14 protein-coding genes and 4 tRNA genes are annotated in these 18514 nt (G+C 58.4%); 10 read left to right on the plus strand and 8 right to left on the minus strand.

Annotated features, from left to right (window positions below):
• Positions 1–4: 4 nt before the first annotated feature.
• Genes TX24_RS23105 through TX24_RS23115 form a run of 3 tightly spaced genes read right to left on the minus strand, consistent with a single transcriptional unit; the run spans position 5 to position 5784 of the window.
• The gene (locus TX24_RS23105) at positions 5–1420 is read right to left on the minus strand and encodes an efflux transporter outer membrane subunit (RefSeq protein WP_057711243.1); all 1416 of its coding nucleotides are present in this window, start codon (positions 1418–1420) and stop codon (positions 5–7) included.
• Positions 1404–2573, minus strand: a complete 1170-nt coding sequence (locus TX24_RS23110; protein WP_003192272.1) for an efflux RND transporter periplasmic adaptor subunit — start codon at positions 2571–2573, stop codon at positions 1404–1406. The genes TX24_RS23105 and TX24_RS23110 overlap by 17 nt, the downstream gene beginning before the upstream one ends.
• Positions 2563–5784 (minus strand): efflux RND transporter permease subunit, encoded by a 3222-nt coding sequence (locus tag TX24_RS23115; RefSeq protein WP_057711245.1) that lies wholly within the window; start codon positions 5782–5784, stop codon positions 2563–2565. Before TX24_RS23115 ends, TX24_RS23110 begins: the two co-directional genes overlap by 11 nt.
• A gap of 206 nt (positions 5785–5990) precedes the next feature.
• Between TX24_RS23115 and TX24_RS23120 the strand changes: the two genes are divergently transcribed.
• Positions 5991–6401 carry a PA0061/PA0062 family lipoprotein gene (locus tag TX24_RS23120; RefSeq protein WP_034134300.1) on the plus strand — a complete coding sequence of 137 codons (411 nt, stop codon included), beginning with the start codon at positions 5991–5993 and terminating at the stop codon, positions 6399–6401.
• Here the strand turns inward: TX24_RS23120 and TX24_RS32195 are convergent.
• Positions 6398–6559, minus strand: a complete 162-nt coding sequence (locus tag TX24_RS32195) for a hypothetical protein (RefSeq protein WP_003192266.1) — start codon at positions 6557–6559, stop codon at positions 6398–6400. The genes TX24_RS23120 and TX24_RS32195 overlap by 4 nt on opposite strands.
• A gap of 334 nt (positions 6560–6893) precedes the next feature.
• Between TX24_RS32195 and TX24_RS23125 the strand changes: the two genes are divergently transcribed.
• Positions 6894–7559 carry a peptidase C39 family protein gene (locus TX24_RS23125; RefSeq protein WP_003192265.1) on the plus strand — a complete coding sequence of 222 codons (666 nt, stop codon included), beginning with the start codon at positions 6894–6896 and terminating at the stop codon, positions 7557–7559.
• A 111-nt stretch (positions 7560–7670) separates the two neighbouring features.
• Here TX24_RS23125 and pbpG read toward each other — a convergent pair whose 3' ends face one another.
• From pbpG to folD, 4 genes are all read right to left on the minus strand, one after another.
• A complete protein-coding gene (pbpG, locus tag TX24_RS23130; RefSeq protein ID WP_003192264.1) occupies positions 7671–8594 on the minus strand; it encodes a D-alanyl-D-alanine endopeptidase in 924 nt (307 codons plus the stop codon).
• Positions 8595–8749: 155 nt separating this feature from the next.
• The gene (locus TX24_RS23135; protein WP_034134301.1) at positions 8750–9319 is read right to left on the minus strand and encodes an HD domain-containing protein; all 570 of its coding nucleotides are present in this window, start codon (positions 9317–9319) and stop codon (positions 8750–8752) included.
• 100 nt (positions 9320–9419) lie between these two features.
• Positions 9420–9977 (minus strand): helix-turn-helix domain-containing protein, encoded by a 558-nt coding sequence (locus TX24_RS23140; RefSeq protein ID WP_057711247.1) that lies wholly within the window; start codon positions 9975–9977, stop codon positions 9420–9422.
• A 129-nt stretch (positions 9978–10106) separates the two neighbouring features.
• On the minus strand, positions 10107–10961 hold the full coding sequence (gene folD / locus TX24_RS23145) for a bifunctional methylenetetrahydrofolate dehydrogenase/methenyltetrahydrofolate cyclohydrolase FolD (RefSeq protein WP_034134302.1): 855 nt from the start codon (positions 10959–10961) through the stop codon (positions 10107–10109).
• Positions 10962–11236: 275 nt separating this feature from the next.
• On the opposite strand from folD, the gene TX24_RS23150 reads away from it, so the two are divergent.
• The 8 genes from TX24_RS23150 to clpX all read left to right on the plus strand — a co-directional run bounded on the left by TX24_RS23150 (position 11237) and on the right by clpX (position 18407).
• A tRNA-Arg gene (locus TX24_RS23150) sits at positions 11237–11313 on the plus strand.
• A 32-nt stretch (positions 11314–11345) separates the two neighbouring features.
• Positions 11346–11421: transfer RNA gene (locus TX24_RS23155), tRNA-His, on the plus strand.
• Positions 11422–11478: 57 nt separating this feature from the next.
• Positions 11479–11563, plus strand: a tRNA-Leu gene (locus tag TX24_RS23160).
• Positions 11564–11639: 76 nt separating this feature from the next.
• A tRNA-His gene (locus TX24_RS23165) sits at positions 11640–11715 on the plus strand.
• A 1427-nt stretch (positions 11716–13142) separates the two neighbouring features.
• Positions 13143–14846 (plus strand): group II intron reverse transcriptase/maturase, encoded by a 1704-nt coding sequence (ltrA, locus tag TX24_RS23170; RefSeq protein ID WP_057711249.1) that lies wholly within the window; start codon positions 13143–13145, stop codon positions 14844–14846.
• A gap of 127 nt (positions 14847–14973) precedes the next feature.
• Positions 14974–16284: a trigger factor gene (gene tig, locus TX24_RS23175; RefSeq protein ID WP_014718988.1), complete on the plus strand. Its 1311-nt coding sequence runs from the start codon at positions 14974–14976 to the stop codon at positions 16282–16284.
• 91 nt (positions 16285–16375) lie between these two features.
• Positions 16376–17011, plus strand: a complete 636-nt coding sequence (gene clpP, locus TX24_RS23180; RefSeq protein ID WP_003192255.1) for an ATP-dependent Clp endopeptidase proteolytic subunit ClpP — start codon at positions 16376–16378, stop codon at positions 17009–17011.
• 112 nt (positions 17012–17123) lie between these two features.
• Entirely contained in the window at positions 17124–18407 is a 1284-nt protein-coding gene (gene clpX, locus TX24_RS23185) for an ATP-dependent Clp protease ATP-binding subunit ClpX (RefSeq protein ID WP_003192254.1), read from the plus strand.
• The last annotated feature ends 107 nt before the right edge of the window (positions 18408–18514 follow it).

Below are 18514 nucleotides of genomic sequence, written 5' to 3' on the forward strand. Positions count from 1 at the left end.
GTTATTAGCCCGGCTGCCAGCCGCCGCCGAGTGCGGTCAAGAGTCCCACGCTTGCCTGCAATTGCCGGGTCTGCACCGCCTGCAACGTTCGCTGTGCCTGCAACGCGGCGGTTTGGGCGGTGACCACGTCCAGGTAACTCACCGCCCCGGCCTGATAGCTATTCATCGCCAAAGCCTGGGTATGTTGCGCCGCCTCTGCCGCCGCTTGCTCGTCCTCGGCTTGCTGCTGCAGATCTCGCAGTTGTGCGAGGTTATCCTCCACCTCACGCACGGCTTTCAAGACGTGGCTACGGTACTGTGCCGAGGCCTCCTCGAACTCGGCCTTGGTCTGGCGCTCGTTGGCGCTCAAGCGCCCGCCGTCGAAGATCGGCAGGTTCATCAGCGGCCCCAGCGCCCAGTACCGGTTGCCGGCGGACAGCAGGTTGCCGACGCCTTGGGTCTGCCCGCCCAGCACACCGGTCAAACTGAAATCCGGAAACCAGGCTGCCTTGGCCACGCCGATAGTCGCGTTGGCTGCAAACACGCGACGCTCAGCGGCGGCAATGTCCGGGCGACGCTGCAGCAGGTGGCTGGGCAACTGCGCCGGAATGCCTGGCAACGCCATTAATTGCGAACTGGACGGCAGTGAAAAATCACTGGCCGTTACGCCCACCAATGCACCGATGGCATGCTCGACGAGGTTGCGCTGGCCACGCACTTCGTCCAACTGTGCCTTGGCTTCGGCCAGTTGGTTTTGCGCGCGGGTCAGGTCCAGTTCCGACGCAATCTGGCCTTCATAACGGCTGCGGGTCAGTTGCAGCGCCTGGCTGAATTCCTCCAGTGAACTGTTGAGTATCCTGCTTTGTGCATCCAGCCCATTGAGCTGCACATACAGGCTCGCCAACTGCTGTTGGAGGCTCAAGCGCACCACCGCCAAATCATCAAAGGACGCTTGTGCCTGGGCATCGCCCGCGGCGACCTGATTGCGGATTCTGCCCCACAGGTCGAGGTCGTATCCCAGGGAGAACCCAGCGGTATTGCTGTTGTACACCGACGGCTGTGTAGTGCCGCGTAACGGTCGTGAATCCGATTGACGCTGGCGCAGCGGTTGCGCGCTGGCGGTGATTTGCGGGAAAAGGCCCGCGTGCAATTGGCTGGCGTAGGCCTGGGACGCATCGAAGTGCGCGAGCGCCGCGGCCAGGTCCGGGTTGGCCTTGAGCAGTTGCTGTTGCAGCGCGTTCAGGCGCGAATCGTGGTAAAGCTGCCACCACTGGGGCGCCAATTGGTCCGACGGTTGCGCACTGTGCCAAGGGCCATCGCTGGTTTGTTCACGGTAGTTCGCGGGCAGGTCAATCGACGGCACTTTATAGCTGGGTGCCATCGAGCAACCCTGCAACGCCAGCAGCACCAACGCCGCCAGCGGCTTAAGCTTTGGGCGCATGGGCACCTCCCGAGGCGTCGGCCAGTTGCACCGGGTCGCCTTCGCGCAGGGCGTCGGGCGGGTTGTCGATGATACGGTCAGCAGGCTTCAGGCCCTGGTCGATCACCAGGCGCTCGCCGAGGTCCAGGCCAATATGAATGTCTTGCAGGTGCACATGGTTGCGACCGTCCAGTATCGCAACCTGGGTGCCCTGGGCGCGGAAGATCAAGGCGCTGGCCGGGATGCTCACGCCATGGGTGTCAGCCGGAATCGGCAGGGTGACTTCGGCGTAATCGCCCGGCAGCAGTTCGCCGTTGGGGTTGTCGGCGACGAACTGAGCGAGCAGGGTGCCGGAGCGGCGGTCGATGGCGGTGGAGTCACCGATCAGACGTGCCTTGAAGTGCTCGCCGGGGTGCTCGGGGACGGTCAGTTCGGCCTCAAGGCCTGTATGGATGACCGCTGCATAGTTCTGCGGCACCGGCACATACAAGCGCAATTGGTGGGTGTCGGCAATGTTGAACAGTTCCGGATCGCTGGCGTTATCGGCCTTGATCAACTGGCCGATGTCGGTGTTACGGGCGGTGATGGTGCCGGCGAACGGCGCGCGAAGGGTCTTGTAGCTTTCCAGGGCGCACAGTCGCGCATAGTCTGCTGCAGCGGCTTCGGTGTTGGCCTTGGCGGCTGCGGCGTTGGAGGTTTTTTCATCGGCGTCCTGGCGCGATACCGAATGGCTGGCCAGCAGGTTTTGCCAGCGGGTCGCCGTGGTGGCTGCCAGGTGTGCATTGGCTTGTTGCTGGATCAGGCGCGCATGGGCCTGGGCCAGTTGTTGGTCAAGGTCGGGGCTGTCGATTTCGGCGAGGAGTTGCCCGGCCTTGACCTGGGCGCCGATGTCGACTTTCCAGTCCTTCAAGTAGCCGCTGACCCGCGCATGGATCGCCGCCTTGCTCCACGCCTCCAGGTGAGCGGGTAGGCGTAGGGTGTCACCGCCGGCGTTTGGCTTGGGTTGGAACACCATCACCTGGGGGACGGCGGCGGCTTCGGTCCAGGCAGTGACCGATTGCTCGTGCAGCGTTCGTGCGTGCAGGCCGCTGGCGACCAACAGGGCAGCCAACGTCAGGCCACCGACACCCAGGAGCATCAGGCGCTTGCGCGAGGGTTTTTGATCAGGCGACATGGGGCGTTTCTCCAGCAGTTGCGCGAGTAGGATGACGGCCGTGGACCAGGCTGAAGACCACGGGAACAAACAACAAAGTGGCGATGGTGGCGAAGATCAAGCCGCCGATGACTGCCCGGCCGAGCGGGGCGTTCTGCTCCTCGGAAATCGCCAGGGGCAGCATGCCGATGATCATCGCCAGGGCGGTCATGCACACCGGGCGAAAGCGTGTGTAGCCCGCTTCCAGCGCGGCTTTCAACGCATCGCCATGTTCGGCCAGACGCTCACGGCAGAAGCTCACCACCAGGATCGAGTTGGCGGTGGCCACGCCCATGCACAAGATGGCGCCGGTGAGTGCTGGCACCGACAACGAGGTGCCACTGAGGAACAGCATCCACACGATGCCCGCCAATGCTGCCGGCAACGCCGTGATGATCACAAAGGGGTCGGCCCATGACTGGAAGTTGACCACGATCAGCAAGTAGATCAGCACCACCGCGCCGAGCAGCCCGAAGCTCAAACCACTGAACGCCTCATGCAGCGCATCGATCTGCCCGTGCAGGCTGATGTTCGCGCCTTTGGGACGCATGGACGCCGTGTCATCCAGCACTTTTTGCACATCGCGGGCCACACCGCCGAGGTCGCGGCCTTGCACGTTAGCGTACAGGTCCAGGGTCGGTTCGATGTTGTAGTGGGTCACCACGGCCGGGCTTTGTACCCGGGAGATGGTTGCCACGCCGCCGAGGATTTGCGCCTGCCCGTTTGCCCCCGTCACCGGCAGCGCTTCCAGGGACGGCAAGCTGTCGAGGCGGTATTGCGGGGTGGCAGCGACTATGGAATAAGACACGCCGTTGGCCGGGTTGAGCCAGAAGGTCGGCGCGGTTTGCGAGCTGCCGGCGAGGGAGGCGACCATGCTGTTGGTGACATCACGCTCGGTAATGCCCAGGCCGTTGGCGCGCATACGGTCCACGTTTACTTGCAGCGAGGGGTAGCCGGTGGACTGCTGGATACGCAGGTCGGCAATCCCCGGTACATGCTGCAAGCGCCGTTCAAGTTCGACGGCATAAGCGCGGTTTTCTGCGTCATTGCGCCCGGAGATTTTGACGTCCAGCGGGGCGGGGGCGCCGAAGTTGAGGATCTGGCTGCTGATGTCGGCGGGCAGGAACGCAAAGTGGCTGCCGGGGAAACTTTGCGGCAGGGCTTCGCGCAGTTTTTTCACATAGTCGGCGGTGGGTGCGTGGTGCGTTTTCAAGCTGACTTGAATATCGCCATCCTGCGGGCCGATGGTGCCGCTGCTGCTGTAGGCCATGTCGATGCCGCTGAGCGGAATGCCAATATTGTCGACGATGGTGTCCAGTTCTTCGGCCGGGATGACCTCGCGGATCCGCGCTTCGATGCGGTCGAACGCCGCGGCGCTTTCCTCGATGCGCGTGCCCAGGGGCAAGCGCACATGCAGGGCCAAGGCACCCGCATCGGTGGCCGGAAAAAAGTCCTGGCCCAGGCTCGGCAACAACAGGAACGACGCGAGTACGCAGGCCAGGAACCCGACAATGAAGCGCTTGCGTGCGCCCAGTGCCAGCGTCAGCAGGCCATGGTAGGTGTCGCGGACATTGGAAAAGTGCCGCTCGAATCCCTGTTGAAAATTCAGCACCGATTGCAGCAATGCATTACGTGGTTTCAGGTGCTGTTCGCCCTCGTGGTGGTTGATGAATGCATCTTCCGGATGATGCCCAGCGCCTGACTCCGGCCGATGTGGTTTGAGCAAAAACATCGCCAGCGTCGGCACCAGGGTGCGCGAGAGAATGAACGAACTGGCCATGGCGAAGATCACCGCCAATGCCATCGGCCGGAACAGATAACCGGCAATGCCTTGCAGCAAAAACATCGGCACGAACACGATGCAGATGCACAGCAGTGAGACGAACGCCGGGCCGACGATTTGCGCGGCGCCGTCGAGAATCGCGGTCTTCACCGTCTTACCTTGCTCCAGGTGCCAGTTGATGTTTTCGATGGTCACCGTGGCGTCATCCACAAGGATGCCCACGGCCAACGCCAGCCCGCCCAGCGTCATGACGTTGAGGGTTTGCCCGCTGACGGCCAACAGCGCGATGGCCGAAAGCACCGCCAGGGGAATCGAGGCGGCGATGATCAAGGTCGAGCGCCAACTGCCAAGAAACAACAGGATCATTGCACTGGTAAGCAGGGCGGCAATGATGCCTTCCTGGGCCACGCTGCCCACCGACTGTTTGACGAACACTGAGGCATCGCCCAGCAGCGAGGTTTTCAATGACGGCGGCAGGGTTTCGTTGATGCGCGGCAGCATCTGGCGGATACCGTCGATGATCGACAGCGTGGAAATGCTGCCGTTTTTCAGCGCCGGCATGAGCACGGCGCGATGGCCGTCGACCCGCACGATGTTGGTTTGCGGCGGTGAACCGTCGCGCACGTGGGCCACTTGGCCGATGGTGATCAGCGCCCCGTCGACGGTCTTGATCGGCAAGTCGTTGAGCTCATCAATGGCCTTGGGGCTGTTGTTGAGCAGGATCGTGTATTCGTTGGGCCCCAGCTTGGCGGTGCCCACCGGAATGATCTGGTTCTGCAGCGCCAGGGCATTGCCCACATCCTGGGCCGACAAGCCTTTGGCGGCGAGGGCTTGGGGGTCGAGGTCGAGCGTAATCTGCCGCTGCTTGCCGCCCATCGGCGTGGGCATGGCCAGGCCGGGCAGGGCGCTTAAGGGCAGGCGGATATTGTTCTGCACCAGGTCACGAATTCTGGCTTCCGAAAGGCTGGGGCTGGAGAACGCCATTTGCAGGATCGGCACCGTGGAGGCGCTGTAGTTGAGGATCAGCGGCGGGGTGATGCCCGGTGGCATTTGCTTGAGCACGGTTTGTGACACCGCCGTGACCTGGGCATTGGCGGTACGGATGTCCACGCCAGGCTGGAAGAAGATCTTGACGATGCCCATGCCGGGCAACGATTGCGACTCGATGTGTTCGATGTCGTTGACGGTGGTGCTCAGGGAGCGTTCGTAGGTGTAGATCACCCGGCCGGCCATGGCGTCCGGGGACAGGCCGTTGTACTGCCAGACCACGGCGACCACGGGAATGCCGATATCGGGAAAAACATCCGTGGGCGTGCGCAGGGCCGCCATCGGCCCGATGATGCAGATGAATATAGCCAGCACGATGAAGGTGTACGGCTTGTGCAGTGCGGTCTTTACCAGCCCGAGCATGCGTGAGTCTCCGAGAAGAGCAGGATTGCAAACCCCGGCAGTCTTGCCCGACCCACCTAACACGCACCTTTCAGCCAGGTGAAGGAAGTTTTAGTTAACGGCTGAAGATCCTTTCATAGGGATTCATTTGTTCCAGGAGAGGCGGCTGATCAAGCTTGTCAGTCATCGGATACGACCTTTTCATTCATGCCCTTTGGAGCGCTGTCATGTCACTTAAACCATTGTTGTTAGTTCCCGTCCTTGGCTTTGTCTGCTTTCTATCGGCATGCGCCGGCCCGATCCCCAAGGCGGACCCCAGCCAAGCCTGGATCGGCTTGCAGGAAGAAGCGCCGAATGACCTGATGGCCGAGCGTGTCGATGGCAAACGTGTGGACGATGGGCGCTATTTTGAAGTGACCCCGGGGGACCATCGCCTGGATGTGACCTTATTTGAAGACGAGCCGGGTGACGACAACCAGCAGGACTGCCAGGGCCGCATCGAGTACAAGCATTTCAAGGCGGGTGAGCACTACACCCTGGTGGAGTCGAGCCTGGGCACCACGGTGCGCGCGTCCCTTGAGGACGGCCACGGCAAGGAAATTGCCGCGACCCAGGACTTCAATTGCATGCCTGGCTAGGCGTGATGCGCCGTCGTCTTGCGTGGCTCGGCGGGTTCAGCAGGTTTGACGTGGGGGTGATGATGCCGGCGCGTCACGCGCATGACCCCCCACAGCATGGCGGCGGCGACGGCCAGCCAACCACAGATCAACAGGAAAATCGTTGTCGCAAGGCTCATTCGGGCCTCCTTTCGCCCACTTGGGGCACACACAGTCTTCTCAATGGACAGTCTAGTCAGCTGACGGTTGCCTGCTATTGACCAATGGTCGAGTCCGTCCAACTTGTTTGCTCTATCGTCACCGCTTTATTGCACGCGTCGGCTATAGATATCTTGCGCCGCCCCCTGTAGGAGCGAGCTTGCTCGCGAAAAACGTCAACGATGACGCAGGCTTCCTGAATAAACGCGGCGCCTGTAAGTTTTTCGCGAGCAAGCTCGCTCCTACGGGATAGAGAAAGCGCGATTGGGCTATGATCGGGGCCTTTACCGGCAGTTGATCAAGAGAGTGAAAAAATTGCGCTTACGGTCGAACCTTAAAACTTCCTTGCTACTGGCCGTTGCCCTCGGGTTGGCGGCCTGTTCCAGCAACACTCCATCGAAACTGCCTGGCTTGCCCGAGCGCGTCGAACTCAATGGCGTGCCGACCTTTCGCAGTGAGGCTTATCAGAGCGGTCCTACGGCACTTGCCAGCATGCTGTCGCAACAAGGCGTTGTCATGACACCGGGTTTGCTTGATAAGCCGCTGCGCCTGCCCGGCGCCGAGGCGGGCCTTGAGCGCAACATGCAGGTGCTGGCGCGTGAGTACGGGCTGATGGTGTACCCATTGGAGGCCAAGCTGACCGCCGTGCTGGCGCAGGTGGCGGCGGGTTACCCGGTGATGGCGCGGATCAACGCCAGCTATTGGTCCGGGGCGCGTTATGTCGTGGTGGTGGGGTTCAACCAGCAGAAGAGTACGGTGCTGTTGCGCTCAGGCAATGAGCGCCGCTTGAGCATGAGCTTCAGCGACTTTGAGTCGGCGTGGAAGGGCGCGGGCCATTGGGCCATCCTGACCCAGCGCCCGAGCCAGTTGCCGGCCAATGTGGACGCGCAGCGCTGGCGCGATGCGGCCAATGCCACGGCCCAGGCGGGGCAGGAGCAAGCGGCGGCCCAAGCGCTCAAGGTGTTGGCAGAGAAGAAGTGAAACTCAAATGTGGGAGCGGGCTTGCTCGCGAAGGCGCAGTGTCAGTCGCTGAATGCTTAGGCTGACCCACCGCATTCGCGAGCAAGCCCGCTCCCACACTAAAATCGCTGTTTATCGACGTACTTCCGTAGCGGTCGCTCGATTCTTGAGGTTTTTATCGGCCTTGTAACGCAGCGCCACATCCGGCACTGCGCCGCCTTTGCCGGTCTCGACCCAGCTACGAATACGGCTGGCATCGGCAAAATGGGTGAACTTGCCAAAGGCATCCAGGATCACCAGCGACACCGGGCGATTGCCCATGCTCGTCACCAGCACCAGGCAGTGGCCGGCCTGGTTGGTGAAGCCGGTCTTGGTCAGCTTGATATCCCAGTTGGCGCGGTTGATCAGGTGGTCGGTGTTGGAGAAGCCCAAGGTGTAGTTGGGCTTGCGGAACGACACGGTCTTTTCCTTGGTGGTGCTCAGCTGGCTCAGCATCGGGAATTTACGCGCATAGGCCAGCAGCTTGCTCAGGTCGCGGGCGGTGGACACGTTATGGATCGACAGGCCGGTGGGCTCCACGTAGTGGGTGCTGGTCATGCCCAAGGACTTGGCCTTGGCGTTCATCGCCGCGATAAAGGCTGCGTAACCGCCAGGATAATGGTGGGCCAGGCTCGCAGCGGCGCGGTTTTCCGAAGACATCAGCGCGATCAGCAGCATTTCCTTGCGCGGCATCTGGCTGCCGATCTTCACCCGGGAGAACACGCCTTTCATCTCGGGCGTGTCGGTGATGTTGATGTCGATGTACTCGTCCATATTCTGCTTGGCTTCGAGGACGATCAGGCCGGTCATCAGCTTGCTCACCGAGGCGATAGGTACCACCACGTCGGGGTTGCTGGAATAAATGACTTTATTGGTCTGCAAATCGACCAGCATGGCGCTACCGGAGGCGATCTGCAGCTTGGAGGCGTCACGCGGGGCCAGGGTGGATTCGGCGGCGTGGGCGAAGGTGCCTGCCAAAGCAAAAAACAGGCTGACAATAGAAAGACGAATTTTCACGCGGATGAACTCGCTAAAAAGTAAGGAAATGCCGTTGTGAAACGGATTTTGTGACAAATGGCGTTACATTTTAGGAGTATGGATCAGAAAGCGATAGAGAGCCTTTAAATAAAGGCTGTAAGCCGATGATTGGTTAGGCTGTGCCGATTTTAAACCTATGGCTTTGTTATTTTTTCTCGCGTGTCCTCATCGATAAGCTGTCGAAGTTGCTCAAACAGGGGATCGGCATCGGTGTACTTCTTGCCGTAAGCTAGATTGAACTCGTAATTGAAGCCCGGTGGGTTCTTGCCCTGATTGTGCTGGAGCAGCGTTTCCAGCTTGTCCAGCGCCTTGACGGCTCTTGCCTCCGCAGACTGTGCGTGCTCATAGTCATCCCAGAGCGCCAATATCTCAGCTTTCAGCGGCTCATCCAGCGCAGAGGTCAGAAGCACAAGATCGTCTCTCTCTTGCTCGCCCTTGTTGGGAAACGCCGCCTGACTGACTGCTGGGATGTCTCCGTTGATGGCCTCCCCCAGATCGTGAATGACGCACATCTTGAGGATCTTCAGCATGTCGGGCTCGGCCAGTTGATCTTCGAAAACAATGGCCATCAGGCAAAGACGCCAACTGTGTTCCGCCGTGCTTTCGGTGCGCCCGGAAGAGGTGTGTGCACTTCTGAGTACATCCTTGAGTTTTTCCGTTTCGCGGAGGAATTCTAGGCGCCCTTTGATTTTGTCGATGTTCATGACGTTCTCTGTCTCCAGTGGCGAAGGCTATGCTAGTGGAGTCAGATTAAGCCCGGGTAGTCTGAACGTCCACGCATACAATATGCACAGCGCAGGGCAGTCAAAGCGTCTCCACCAAACGCGCCGATGTACCGTCTGAAAGAGGAATACGCGTCCACCGACAGGCGCTCTGGCTGATAGGCACAACAAGCGAGTCATTGTGGCCGGTAACGAACTCGATCGCCGGTGGCGCACTGACTTCCCTCCACCCGGTTTCATCCAGGGAGAGCTCCTTGCTGATGATCTCCGGTGTCGCAAAGCGCCATAGCGAACGCCCCAGCAATTCGCTCACGGGGCTTGCGAACTGGGCTGCGCGGGCAGGGGAGCAAGCCAGCAGACGGTGGGTCAGGTCGCACATGAGATGAACGGGCCGTGAGCTTTCCCTGACCAGGCGAGCCAAGGCTTGATCGGCGGCCGCATCAAGGCGGGCGGCGAGCAATTGCTCAAGCTGTTGGTGCGCGCAGGGGTCGATTGCCTGTACGCCGCTTTCCCAGCGCGAAATAGTGGATTGGGTAACGTTGAACAACTGCGCAGCGTGGGCTTGTTTGACTCGGTGCAACAAGCGCCACCGCCTGAGCGCGATGCCAGGCAAGGCTGGCTTTGGGAAGATGCCAGGCATTTCGAATTCCGGAAGGGTGACGGCCTTTGGCTAGTTTGTTTAATGCGTTAACAGCCTGCAACAAGGGTTTTTCACGGGCAATAAAAAAAGCCCTGCGATAAAGCAGGGCTTTTTCAACATGCCTGGTTATCAGCCGTGCAGAGTTTCTGCGGCATACAGCGTATTTTCCAACAGGCACGCCCGGGTCATCGGCCCGACACCGCCTGGAACCGGCGTGATCCAGCCAGCGCGGGGCAGGGCGGTTTCATACACCACGTCGCCCACCAACTTGCCGTCTTCCTGGCGGTTGATGCCCACGTCGATGACGATGGCGCCTTCCTTGATCCACTCACCCTTGACCAGGCCCGGCTTGCCGGCGGCGACTACCACCAAGTCAGCGCGGCCGACGTGGCCGGCCAGGTCCTTGGTGAAGCGGTGGGTGACGGTCACGGTGCAGCCGGCCAGCAGCAGTTCCATGGCCATCGGGCGACCGACGATGTTCGATGCGCCCACCACGACGGCGTCGAGGCCGTACAGGTCGACACCAGTGCTTTCCAACAGCGTCATGATGCCTTTGGGGGTGCATGGGCGCAGCAGGGGAATGCGTTGGGCCAGGCGGCCGACGTTATAAGGGTGGAAACCGTCGACGTCTTTGTCCGGGCGGATGCGCTCCAGCAGTTTGGAGGCATCCAGGTGCTCAGGCAGTGGCAGTTGCAGCAGGATGCCATCCATGTCCGGGTCATCGTTGAGGCTGTCAATCAGGTCGGTCAGGGCCTGTTGAGTGGTGTCCGAAGGCAAGTCGTAGGCCTTGGAAATAAAGCCGACCTCTTCACAGTCTTTACGCTTGTGCGAGACATAAACCTGAGAGGCAGGATCGCTGCCGACCAGGATCACCGCGAGGCCAGGCGTGCGCAGGCCTTGCTGGCTGCGCTCGGTGACTCGTTTGGCGATCTGCTGGCGCAGGCTGGCGGCGATTGATTTGCCGTCGATAAGTTGTGCAGTCATTACGCGTGATTAACCATCGAGAGGGGGAAGAAAAGTGCGCGCATTCTCGCATGCCAAGGCGCGAGGGCAAAGGCGCTTGGTCTGCAAATTGCCCTAACCCCTTAAATAAAATCAGTTTTTTTCAAAAAAGATTTGACGGGTTTCCGGGGCATCTATACTATTCGTCGCACTTGTCGGGCACAGCCTAGCACTGGTTAAGAAGGTCGAGCAGAATAGTTGTACTGCAAGGCTGGAAGCACTTAGTTTGTAATCCTCCAAGAGTACAGATTAATAAGGCGCCCGTAGCTCAGCTGGATAGAGCATCCGCCTTCTAAGCGGATGGTCGCAGGTTCGAGTCCTGCCGGGTGCGCCATTAGGCAGCTTTGGCACAAGTAGCGCTATATGGTGGGCGTAGCTCAGTTGGTAGAGCACGGGATTGTGACTCCCGTTGTCGAGGGTTCGATCCCCTTCGTCCACCCCATATTCTGAAAGGCGCCAGATTTAACAGTCTGGCGCCTTTGCTTTAAGAGTTTCAAGCGCGGATGTGGTGGAATTGGTAGACACACTGGATTTAGGTTCCAGCGCCGCGAGGCGTAAGAGTTCGAGTCTCTTCATCCGCACCAATTAAAGCTTTTGCCGGTCGTCAGGCGGGCAGGGCTCAACAAAGAAGTGGTTTGGTTTCTTTGTTAACGCAATATGGTGGGCGTAGCTCAGTTGGTAGAGCACGGGATTGTGACTCCCGTTGTCGAGGGTTCGATCCCCTTCGTCCACCCCATATTCGAAAGGCGCCAGATTTAACAGTCTGGCGCCTTTTTTGGTTTTGGCGGTTTGAGATTGGGTGGCCGCAGGTGCTGGGCTGCCCCGGCAGGGCGTGTCGTCGTATTTGTGTATCTCGATGATGCCGCTTTGCATGCCTGCTCTGTTCGCGGGGCGGGCCGTCAGGGAGATGAATGCTTGTTCCTTCTATATATAGAGAGGGACGGCGCAGAGCCCTGGCGCAATTTGGCTGTATTTGTCACCGGGGCGAGGTACTTCAGTGCTTTCGTACCGATAAATTGCCGGTTGTTTTTCGCTGTGTTTTCAGTAGGGTGACTTCTTGAGTTTGACCCACTAGAATGCATGCCCTTGGTGCGACACGCGTGGCGTGTCTCCTAAACTTCGAGGTGTAGAGTCATCTTGAAGGGTTTTCGAAAGAGAGCCGAGAGCTTGGGTGCCCAATCCCAAGAAGCAAAACCCTCCCAGAAGTCCAATGCCTTCAAGGACTTGCCGCAGCGGCGGTGGCAAACCCAAGGTCGATTAGCGCTCGGAGGCTCGACCACAATACCGGATCTTACGGTATTGGAGCGCCTACTACACATCAGCCCTATTTAGGGCTAAACCCATGCGGGAGAGAATCCCCGCTGGGGTTCCCTCCTGCTTTTGAAACAGGAGGTAACAATTCTTTGAGCATGCTGCTTCGGCAGTCCCTGTTCACATCAAACCGGAGACATGAGCGAAAGCTCTGTCTGTCATTGTCCAACCATTGCCTGTCTGGAGTGGCAGCGGACTCGTTGTGCGACCAACGATAGCCTAGGAAGACATGCGTCACTGGTAACGGTGGGGTGTGAAGCTCTTCCAACAATGTAGCCCCCGTATGGGTGTGTCTTCGCCGTGAGGCGGAGCGCAGATGCTCGGAGCAGTACCGGGTTGAGGCGCTAGGCTGGCTGGTATGGGTAACACAAGTGAACTGCTAATAAACGTCGTCAGCATTACGGTGCCTAATCTGCTGATAGGCATTAACCAAAAAAGGTGATGCGACCGGTTGTTCTGGTCAAGGGTCGGAACACGTCGTCACATAAGGTCGCCGGCGAATAGGCAGACCCTAACCCAGTCGTGTGACGGGCAGGGAACGTGGTAAGCCCGTATAGCTGCCTTCGGGCAGGTGAGCCGCAAGGTGATCCGTTGGCTGTGCGGGTATGGGATCGCAGAGAAAGCGAACGTCGGGCTGTAATGGCTCGGATAGGGGCTGGAACATTGCTCCACGGGAAACCGGGCAGACTTCTGCGTGGTCTTTCGTCGCATGAACTCTGAGTGAACCTGTCTCAATAAACCTAGAGATCCAGCTGTAACGGATCTTCTATTAATCCAACCCTGGCGGGAGCGTCCATTCCCGTCAGGGGATGTGCGCGTCTTTCGCTTAGGGCAACTTGAGAGGAAGGCAGCATGTTAGAGCGTAGCCAGTTGGCCGTGTCTGCGCCTTCCGGCACTCCGCAACAATGGCATGACATCGATTGGTGGCGTGTTCAGCGGAATGTTCGGGCGATGCAGATACGGATTGCGAAGGCTTGTCGGGAAGGCAACTGGCGCAGGGTGAAAGCCTTGCAACGGATGCTGACCCGCTCACGCTCGGCCAGATACTTGGCCGTACGGCGAGTCACTGAAAATCAGGGTAAGCGCACGGCGGGAGTCGACCGCGTGCTCTGGGATACACCCAATGCCAAATGGAATGCGGCAAATGGGTTGAAGCGCCACGGTTATAAGCCACGGCCTTTACGGCGTGTGTTTATCCCGAAGTCAAATGGAAAGGAGCGCCCTTTGGGCATTCCGACCATGACGGACAGGGCAATGCAGGCGTTGTATTTGCTTGCTCTGGCGCCCATCGCAGAAACCACCGGTGATCCAAACAGCTACGGCTTTAGGGTCGAGCGATCTACGGCGGATGCAATGGGGCAATTGTTCGTGTGCCTATCCAAGAGGGTTTCGGCCCAATGGGTTTTGGAGGCGGACATCAAAGGCTGCTTTGACCATATCAATCATAATTGGCTTATCACCAACGTCCCAACGGATAAGGTGGTTCTCCGAAAATGGTTGAAAGCTGGCGTGATTCATAAAGGCCAGCTACAGGCAACGGATGCCGGCACGCCACAGGGCGGGATTATCTCGCCCAGCTTGGCGAATCTGGTACTGGATGGGCTGGAGTCACAACTTAAGCAACACCTGGGTGTGACAAAGGCCAAGAAGCTGAAAATCAATGTGGTGCGTTATGCGGATGACTTTGTGATAACTGGAACCTCGAGAGAGGTTCTGGAAACTGAAGTCAGACCTTGGGTAGAGCAGTTCCTCGCGGTACGGGGGCTGCAGCTGTCACTCGAGAAGACGCGTGTCGTCCATATAAAGGAAGGCTTTGACTTTCTAGGTTGGAATTTCCGCAAGTACGATGGGAAGCTTTTGATCAAGCCAAGCAAGAAAAACGTGAAAGCGTTCTATAGCAAGGTAAGGGAGGTCATCAGTACCAACAAAACGGTAAGGCAGGAGGATCTGATCCGACAGCTGAATCCGATACTGCGAGGCTGGGCGTTCTATCACCAGCCTGTGGTAGCCAAGAAAGCGTATAGCCGCATGGATTACATGATCTTTCTGGCTCTATGGCGTTGGGCAAAACGGCGACACCCTAAGAAAACACTCCAGTGGATAGGAGCGAAGTACTTCAAACCCATGAAGGGGCGGAAAGGGGTGTTTGCTACCGCGACGATGAATGACAAGGGAGAGATGCAAACGATCGAGTTGTACTCGCTAGCGAGCACTCCGATTGAGCGACACAAGAAGGTAAGTGGGGAGTACAACCCCTTCGATCCTTCTATGGAGAAAATGGGTGAGAAAAGGCGTATGGAACAGATGCTCAAAAGGCTGGCGTACCGTAAGCAAATCTTGAACCTTTTCCAGAGTCAGAAAGGATTGTGTCCGATGTGTAAGTTGCCGATTACGAAGGAGACGGGGTGGCATGATCACCACATTCTGTACCGCACAAAAGGCGGTGGAGACTCCCTAAATAACCGGGTACTATTGCACCCCCTTTGTCACCAGCGGCTACACGCTCGCGGATTGACAGTGAACAAACCGGCTCCCCTTACCGGGGGTTTTGATTAGGCCCGAGCCGTATGCGGGGAAACTCGCACGTACGGTTCTTAGGGGGAGGTGGGTCAGTAATGGCCCATCTCTACCCGACATTGGGGTCGGAAATGGCCGGCTAATGTCTGTGCAACGAGGAATATCCATGCAAGTTTCTGTTGAAAATACTACTGCTCTCGAGCGCCGCCTGAGCATCACCGTGCCGGCAGAGCGTATCGAGACTGCGGTCAACAAGCGTCTGCAGCAGACTGCCCAAAAGGCCAAGATCGCTGGTTTCCGTCCAGGCAAAGTGCCGATGAGCGAAATCAAGCGTCGTTTTGGTGCCGATGCGCGCCAGGAAGCTGTAGGTGACGTGATCCAGGCTTCTTTCTACGAAGCCGTTGTCGAGCAAAAGCTGAACCCGGCTGGCTCGCCTTCGATCGAGCCCAAGTCCCTGGAAGCAGGCAAGGACCTGGAATACGTTGCCGTATTCGAAGTGTTCCCGGAATTTGAAGTGGCCGGTTTCGACGGTATCGAAATCGAGCGTCTGAGCGCCGAAGTGGCTGATTCGGACCTGGACAACATGCTGGAAATCCTGCGCAAGCAGAACACTCGTTTCGAAGTGGCCGACCGTGCCGCCCAGAACGAAGACCAACTGAACATCGATTTCGTTGGCAAGGTTGACGGCGAAGTCTTCGCTGGCGGCTCCGCCAAGGGCACTCAGCTGGTGCTGGGTTCCAACCGCATGATCCCTGGTTTCGAAGACGGCCTGGTTGGCGCTAAAGCTGGCGAAGAGCGCGTTCTGAACCTGACGTTCCCTGCTGACTACCAGAACCTGGACCTGGCTGGCAAAGCCGCCGAGTTCACCGTGACCGTCAACAGCGTTTCCGAGCCTAAGCTGCCAGAGCTGAACGAAGAGTTCTTCGCCCAGTTCGGCATCAAGGAAACCGGCATCGAAGGCTTCCGCACCGAAGTTCGCAAGAACATGGAGCGTGAGCTGCGCCAGGCCATCAAGTCCAAGGTCAAGAACCAGGTCATGGACGGTCTGCTGGCCGCCAACCCGATCGAAGTGCCTAAGGCCCTGCTGTCCAACGAAGTGGATCGCCTGCGCGTTCAAGCGGTTCAGCAGTTTGGTGGCAACATCAAGCCTGACCAGCTGCCGGCCGAGCTGTTCGAAGAGCAAGCCAAGCGCCGCGTTGTGCTGGGCCTGATCGTGGCTGAAGTGGTCAAGCAGTTCGACCTCAAGCCAGACGAAGACCGCGTTCGCGAAATGATCCAGGAAATGGCTTCGGCCTACCAGGAGCCTGAGCAGGTCGTGGCTTGGTACTACAAGAATGAGCAGCAGATGAACGAAGTACGTTCGGTTGTGCTGGAAGAACAAGTTGTGGATACTGTTCTGCAGAAGGCTAAGGTGACCGATAAAGCGGTCTCTTACGAAGAAGCAGTCAAACCGGCGGAAGCAGCACAAGCCGACTGATTGTCCAACTCGTTGGAAATTCAACCATAAGCCAGCCTCGCGCTGGCTTATGCGTTTTCAAGACATGACTATTTGGGAGTAACTGCAGAGCATGTTCCGTAATTCCTATATTCAGCAGAACTCTGATATCCAGGCCGCAGGCGGCCTGGTCCCGATGGTTGTCGAGCAGTCCGCTCGTGGCGAACGCGCCTACGACATCTACTCGCGCCTGCTCAAGGAGCGAGTGATCTTTCTGGTTGGCCCGGTAGAGGACTACATGGCCAACCTGATCTGTGCGCAGCTGCTGTTCCTTGAAGCGGAAAACCCGGACAAGGACATCCATCTCTACATTAACTCGCCGGGTGGTTCGGTGACTGCGGGCATGTCGATCTACGACACCATGCAGTTCATCAAGCCAAACGTGTCGACCACCTGTATTGGCCAGGCGTGCAGCATGGGCGCCTTCCTGCTGACCGCGGGTGCCGAAGGCAAGCGTTTCTGCCTGCCGAACTCGCGCGTGATGATTCACCAGCCACTGGGCGGTTTCCAGGGCCAGGCGTCGGACATCGAAATCCACGCCAAGGAAATCCTCTTCATTCGTGAGCGTCTCAACACGCTGATGGCCAAGCACAGCGGGCGCACCCTGGAAGAAATCGAGCGCGATACCAACCGTGACAATTTCATGAGCGCTGAAGCCGCCAAGGAATACGGGTTGATCGACGCAGTGATCGACAAGCGCCCCGCATAATATAAGCCGCTCAAAATAGGGCTGGTCGGCATGTCCGACCACTGGCGGGCTTGAAAAAGCCCGCATAAGCCTTCATCTTGTGTTGCAAGCCTATCGGATTTGGATCGAACGAATGACTGACACCCGCAACGGCGAGGACAACGGCAAGCTGCTCTATTGCTCCTTCTGTGGCAAAAGCCAGCATGAAGTACGCAAATTGATTGCCGGCCCCTCGGTGTTTATCTGCGACGAATGCGTCGACCTGTGCAATGACATCATCCGTGAGGAGGTGCAGGAAGCCCAGGCCGAGAGCAGTGCGCATAAATTACCTTCGCCTAAAGAAATCAGTGGCATCCTTGACCAATACGTCATTGGTCAAGAGCGTGCAAAAAAGGTTCTGGCCGTAGCGGTGTACAACCACTACAAGCGCTTGAACCAGCGTGACAAGAAAGGTGACGAGGTTGAACTCGGCAAGAGCAACATCTTGCTGATCGGTCCTACAGGCTCGGGTAAAACCCTGCTTGCAGAAACCCTCGCTCGCCTGCTGAACGTTCCGTTCACCATCGCCGACGCCACCACCCTCACCGAGGCTGGCTACGTGGGTGAAGATGTCGAGAACATCATTCAGAAACTGCTGCAGAAGTGCGACTACGACGTAGAGAAAGCCCAGATGGGTATTGTCTACATCGATGAGATCGACAAGATCTCGCGCAAGTCGGACAACCCGTCGATCACTCGGGACGTTTCCGGTGAAGGCGTGCAGCAGGCCCTGTTGAAGCTGATCGAAGGCACGGTTGCGTCCGTACCGCCGCAAGGTGGTCGCAAGCACCCGCAGCAGGAATTCCTTCAGGTTGATACGCGCAACATCCTGTTCATTTGTGGCGGTGCGTTCTCGGGTCTCGAGAAGGTGATTCAGCAGCGTTCCACCCGTGGCGGCATTGGTTTCAGTGCGGAAGTGCGTAGCAAGGAAGAAGGCAAGAAGGTGGGCGAGTCCCTGCGTGAAGTCGAGCCTGACGATTTGGTCAAGTTCGGTCTGATCCCGGAATTCGTTGGCCGTCTGCCGGTCCTGGCCACGTTGGACGAGTTGGATGAGGCGGCTTTGATCCAGATCCTCACCGAACCGAAAAACGCCCTGACCAAGCAATACGGCAAATTGTTCGAGATGGAAGGTGTAGACCTGGAGTTCCGTACCGACGCGCTGAAATCGGTGGCCAAGCGGGCACTGGAGCGCAAGACCGGTGCACGTGGTCTGCGTTCTATCCTCGAAGGCGTGTTGCTCGACACCATGTACGAAATCCCCTCGCAGTCCGAGGTGAGTAAAGTGGTGATCGACGAAAGCGTTATCGAAGGCAAGTCCAAGCCGCTGTATATTTATGAAAACAGTGAGCCGGCTGCCAAGGCTGCACCCGACGCGTAAGCGTTCAGCAGTTGTGGTACAAGCAAGGGGCCTTTAGGGGCCCCTTGTTTTTTGGGGCGTTTTTTCGAGACGGTGGTTAAATTCGCGTTTATTCATGCGTTTAACTG

Origin of the sequence: Pseudomonas lactis (assembly GCF_001439845.1) — a bacterium.
GTDB lineage: Bacteria > Pseudomonadota > Gammaproteobacteria > Pseudomonadales > Pseudomonadaceae > Aquipseudomonas > Aquipseudomonas lactis.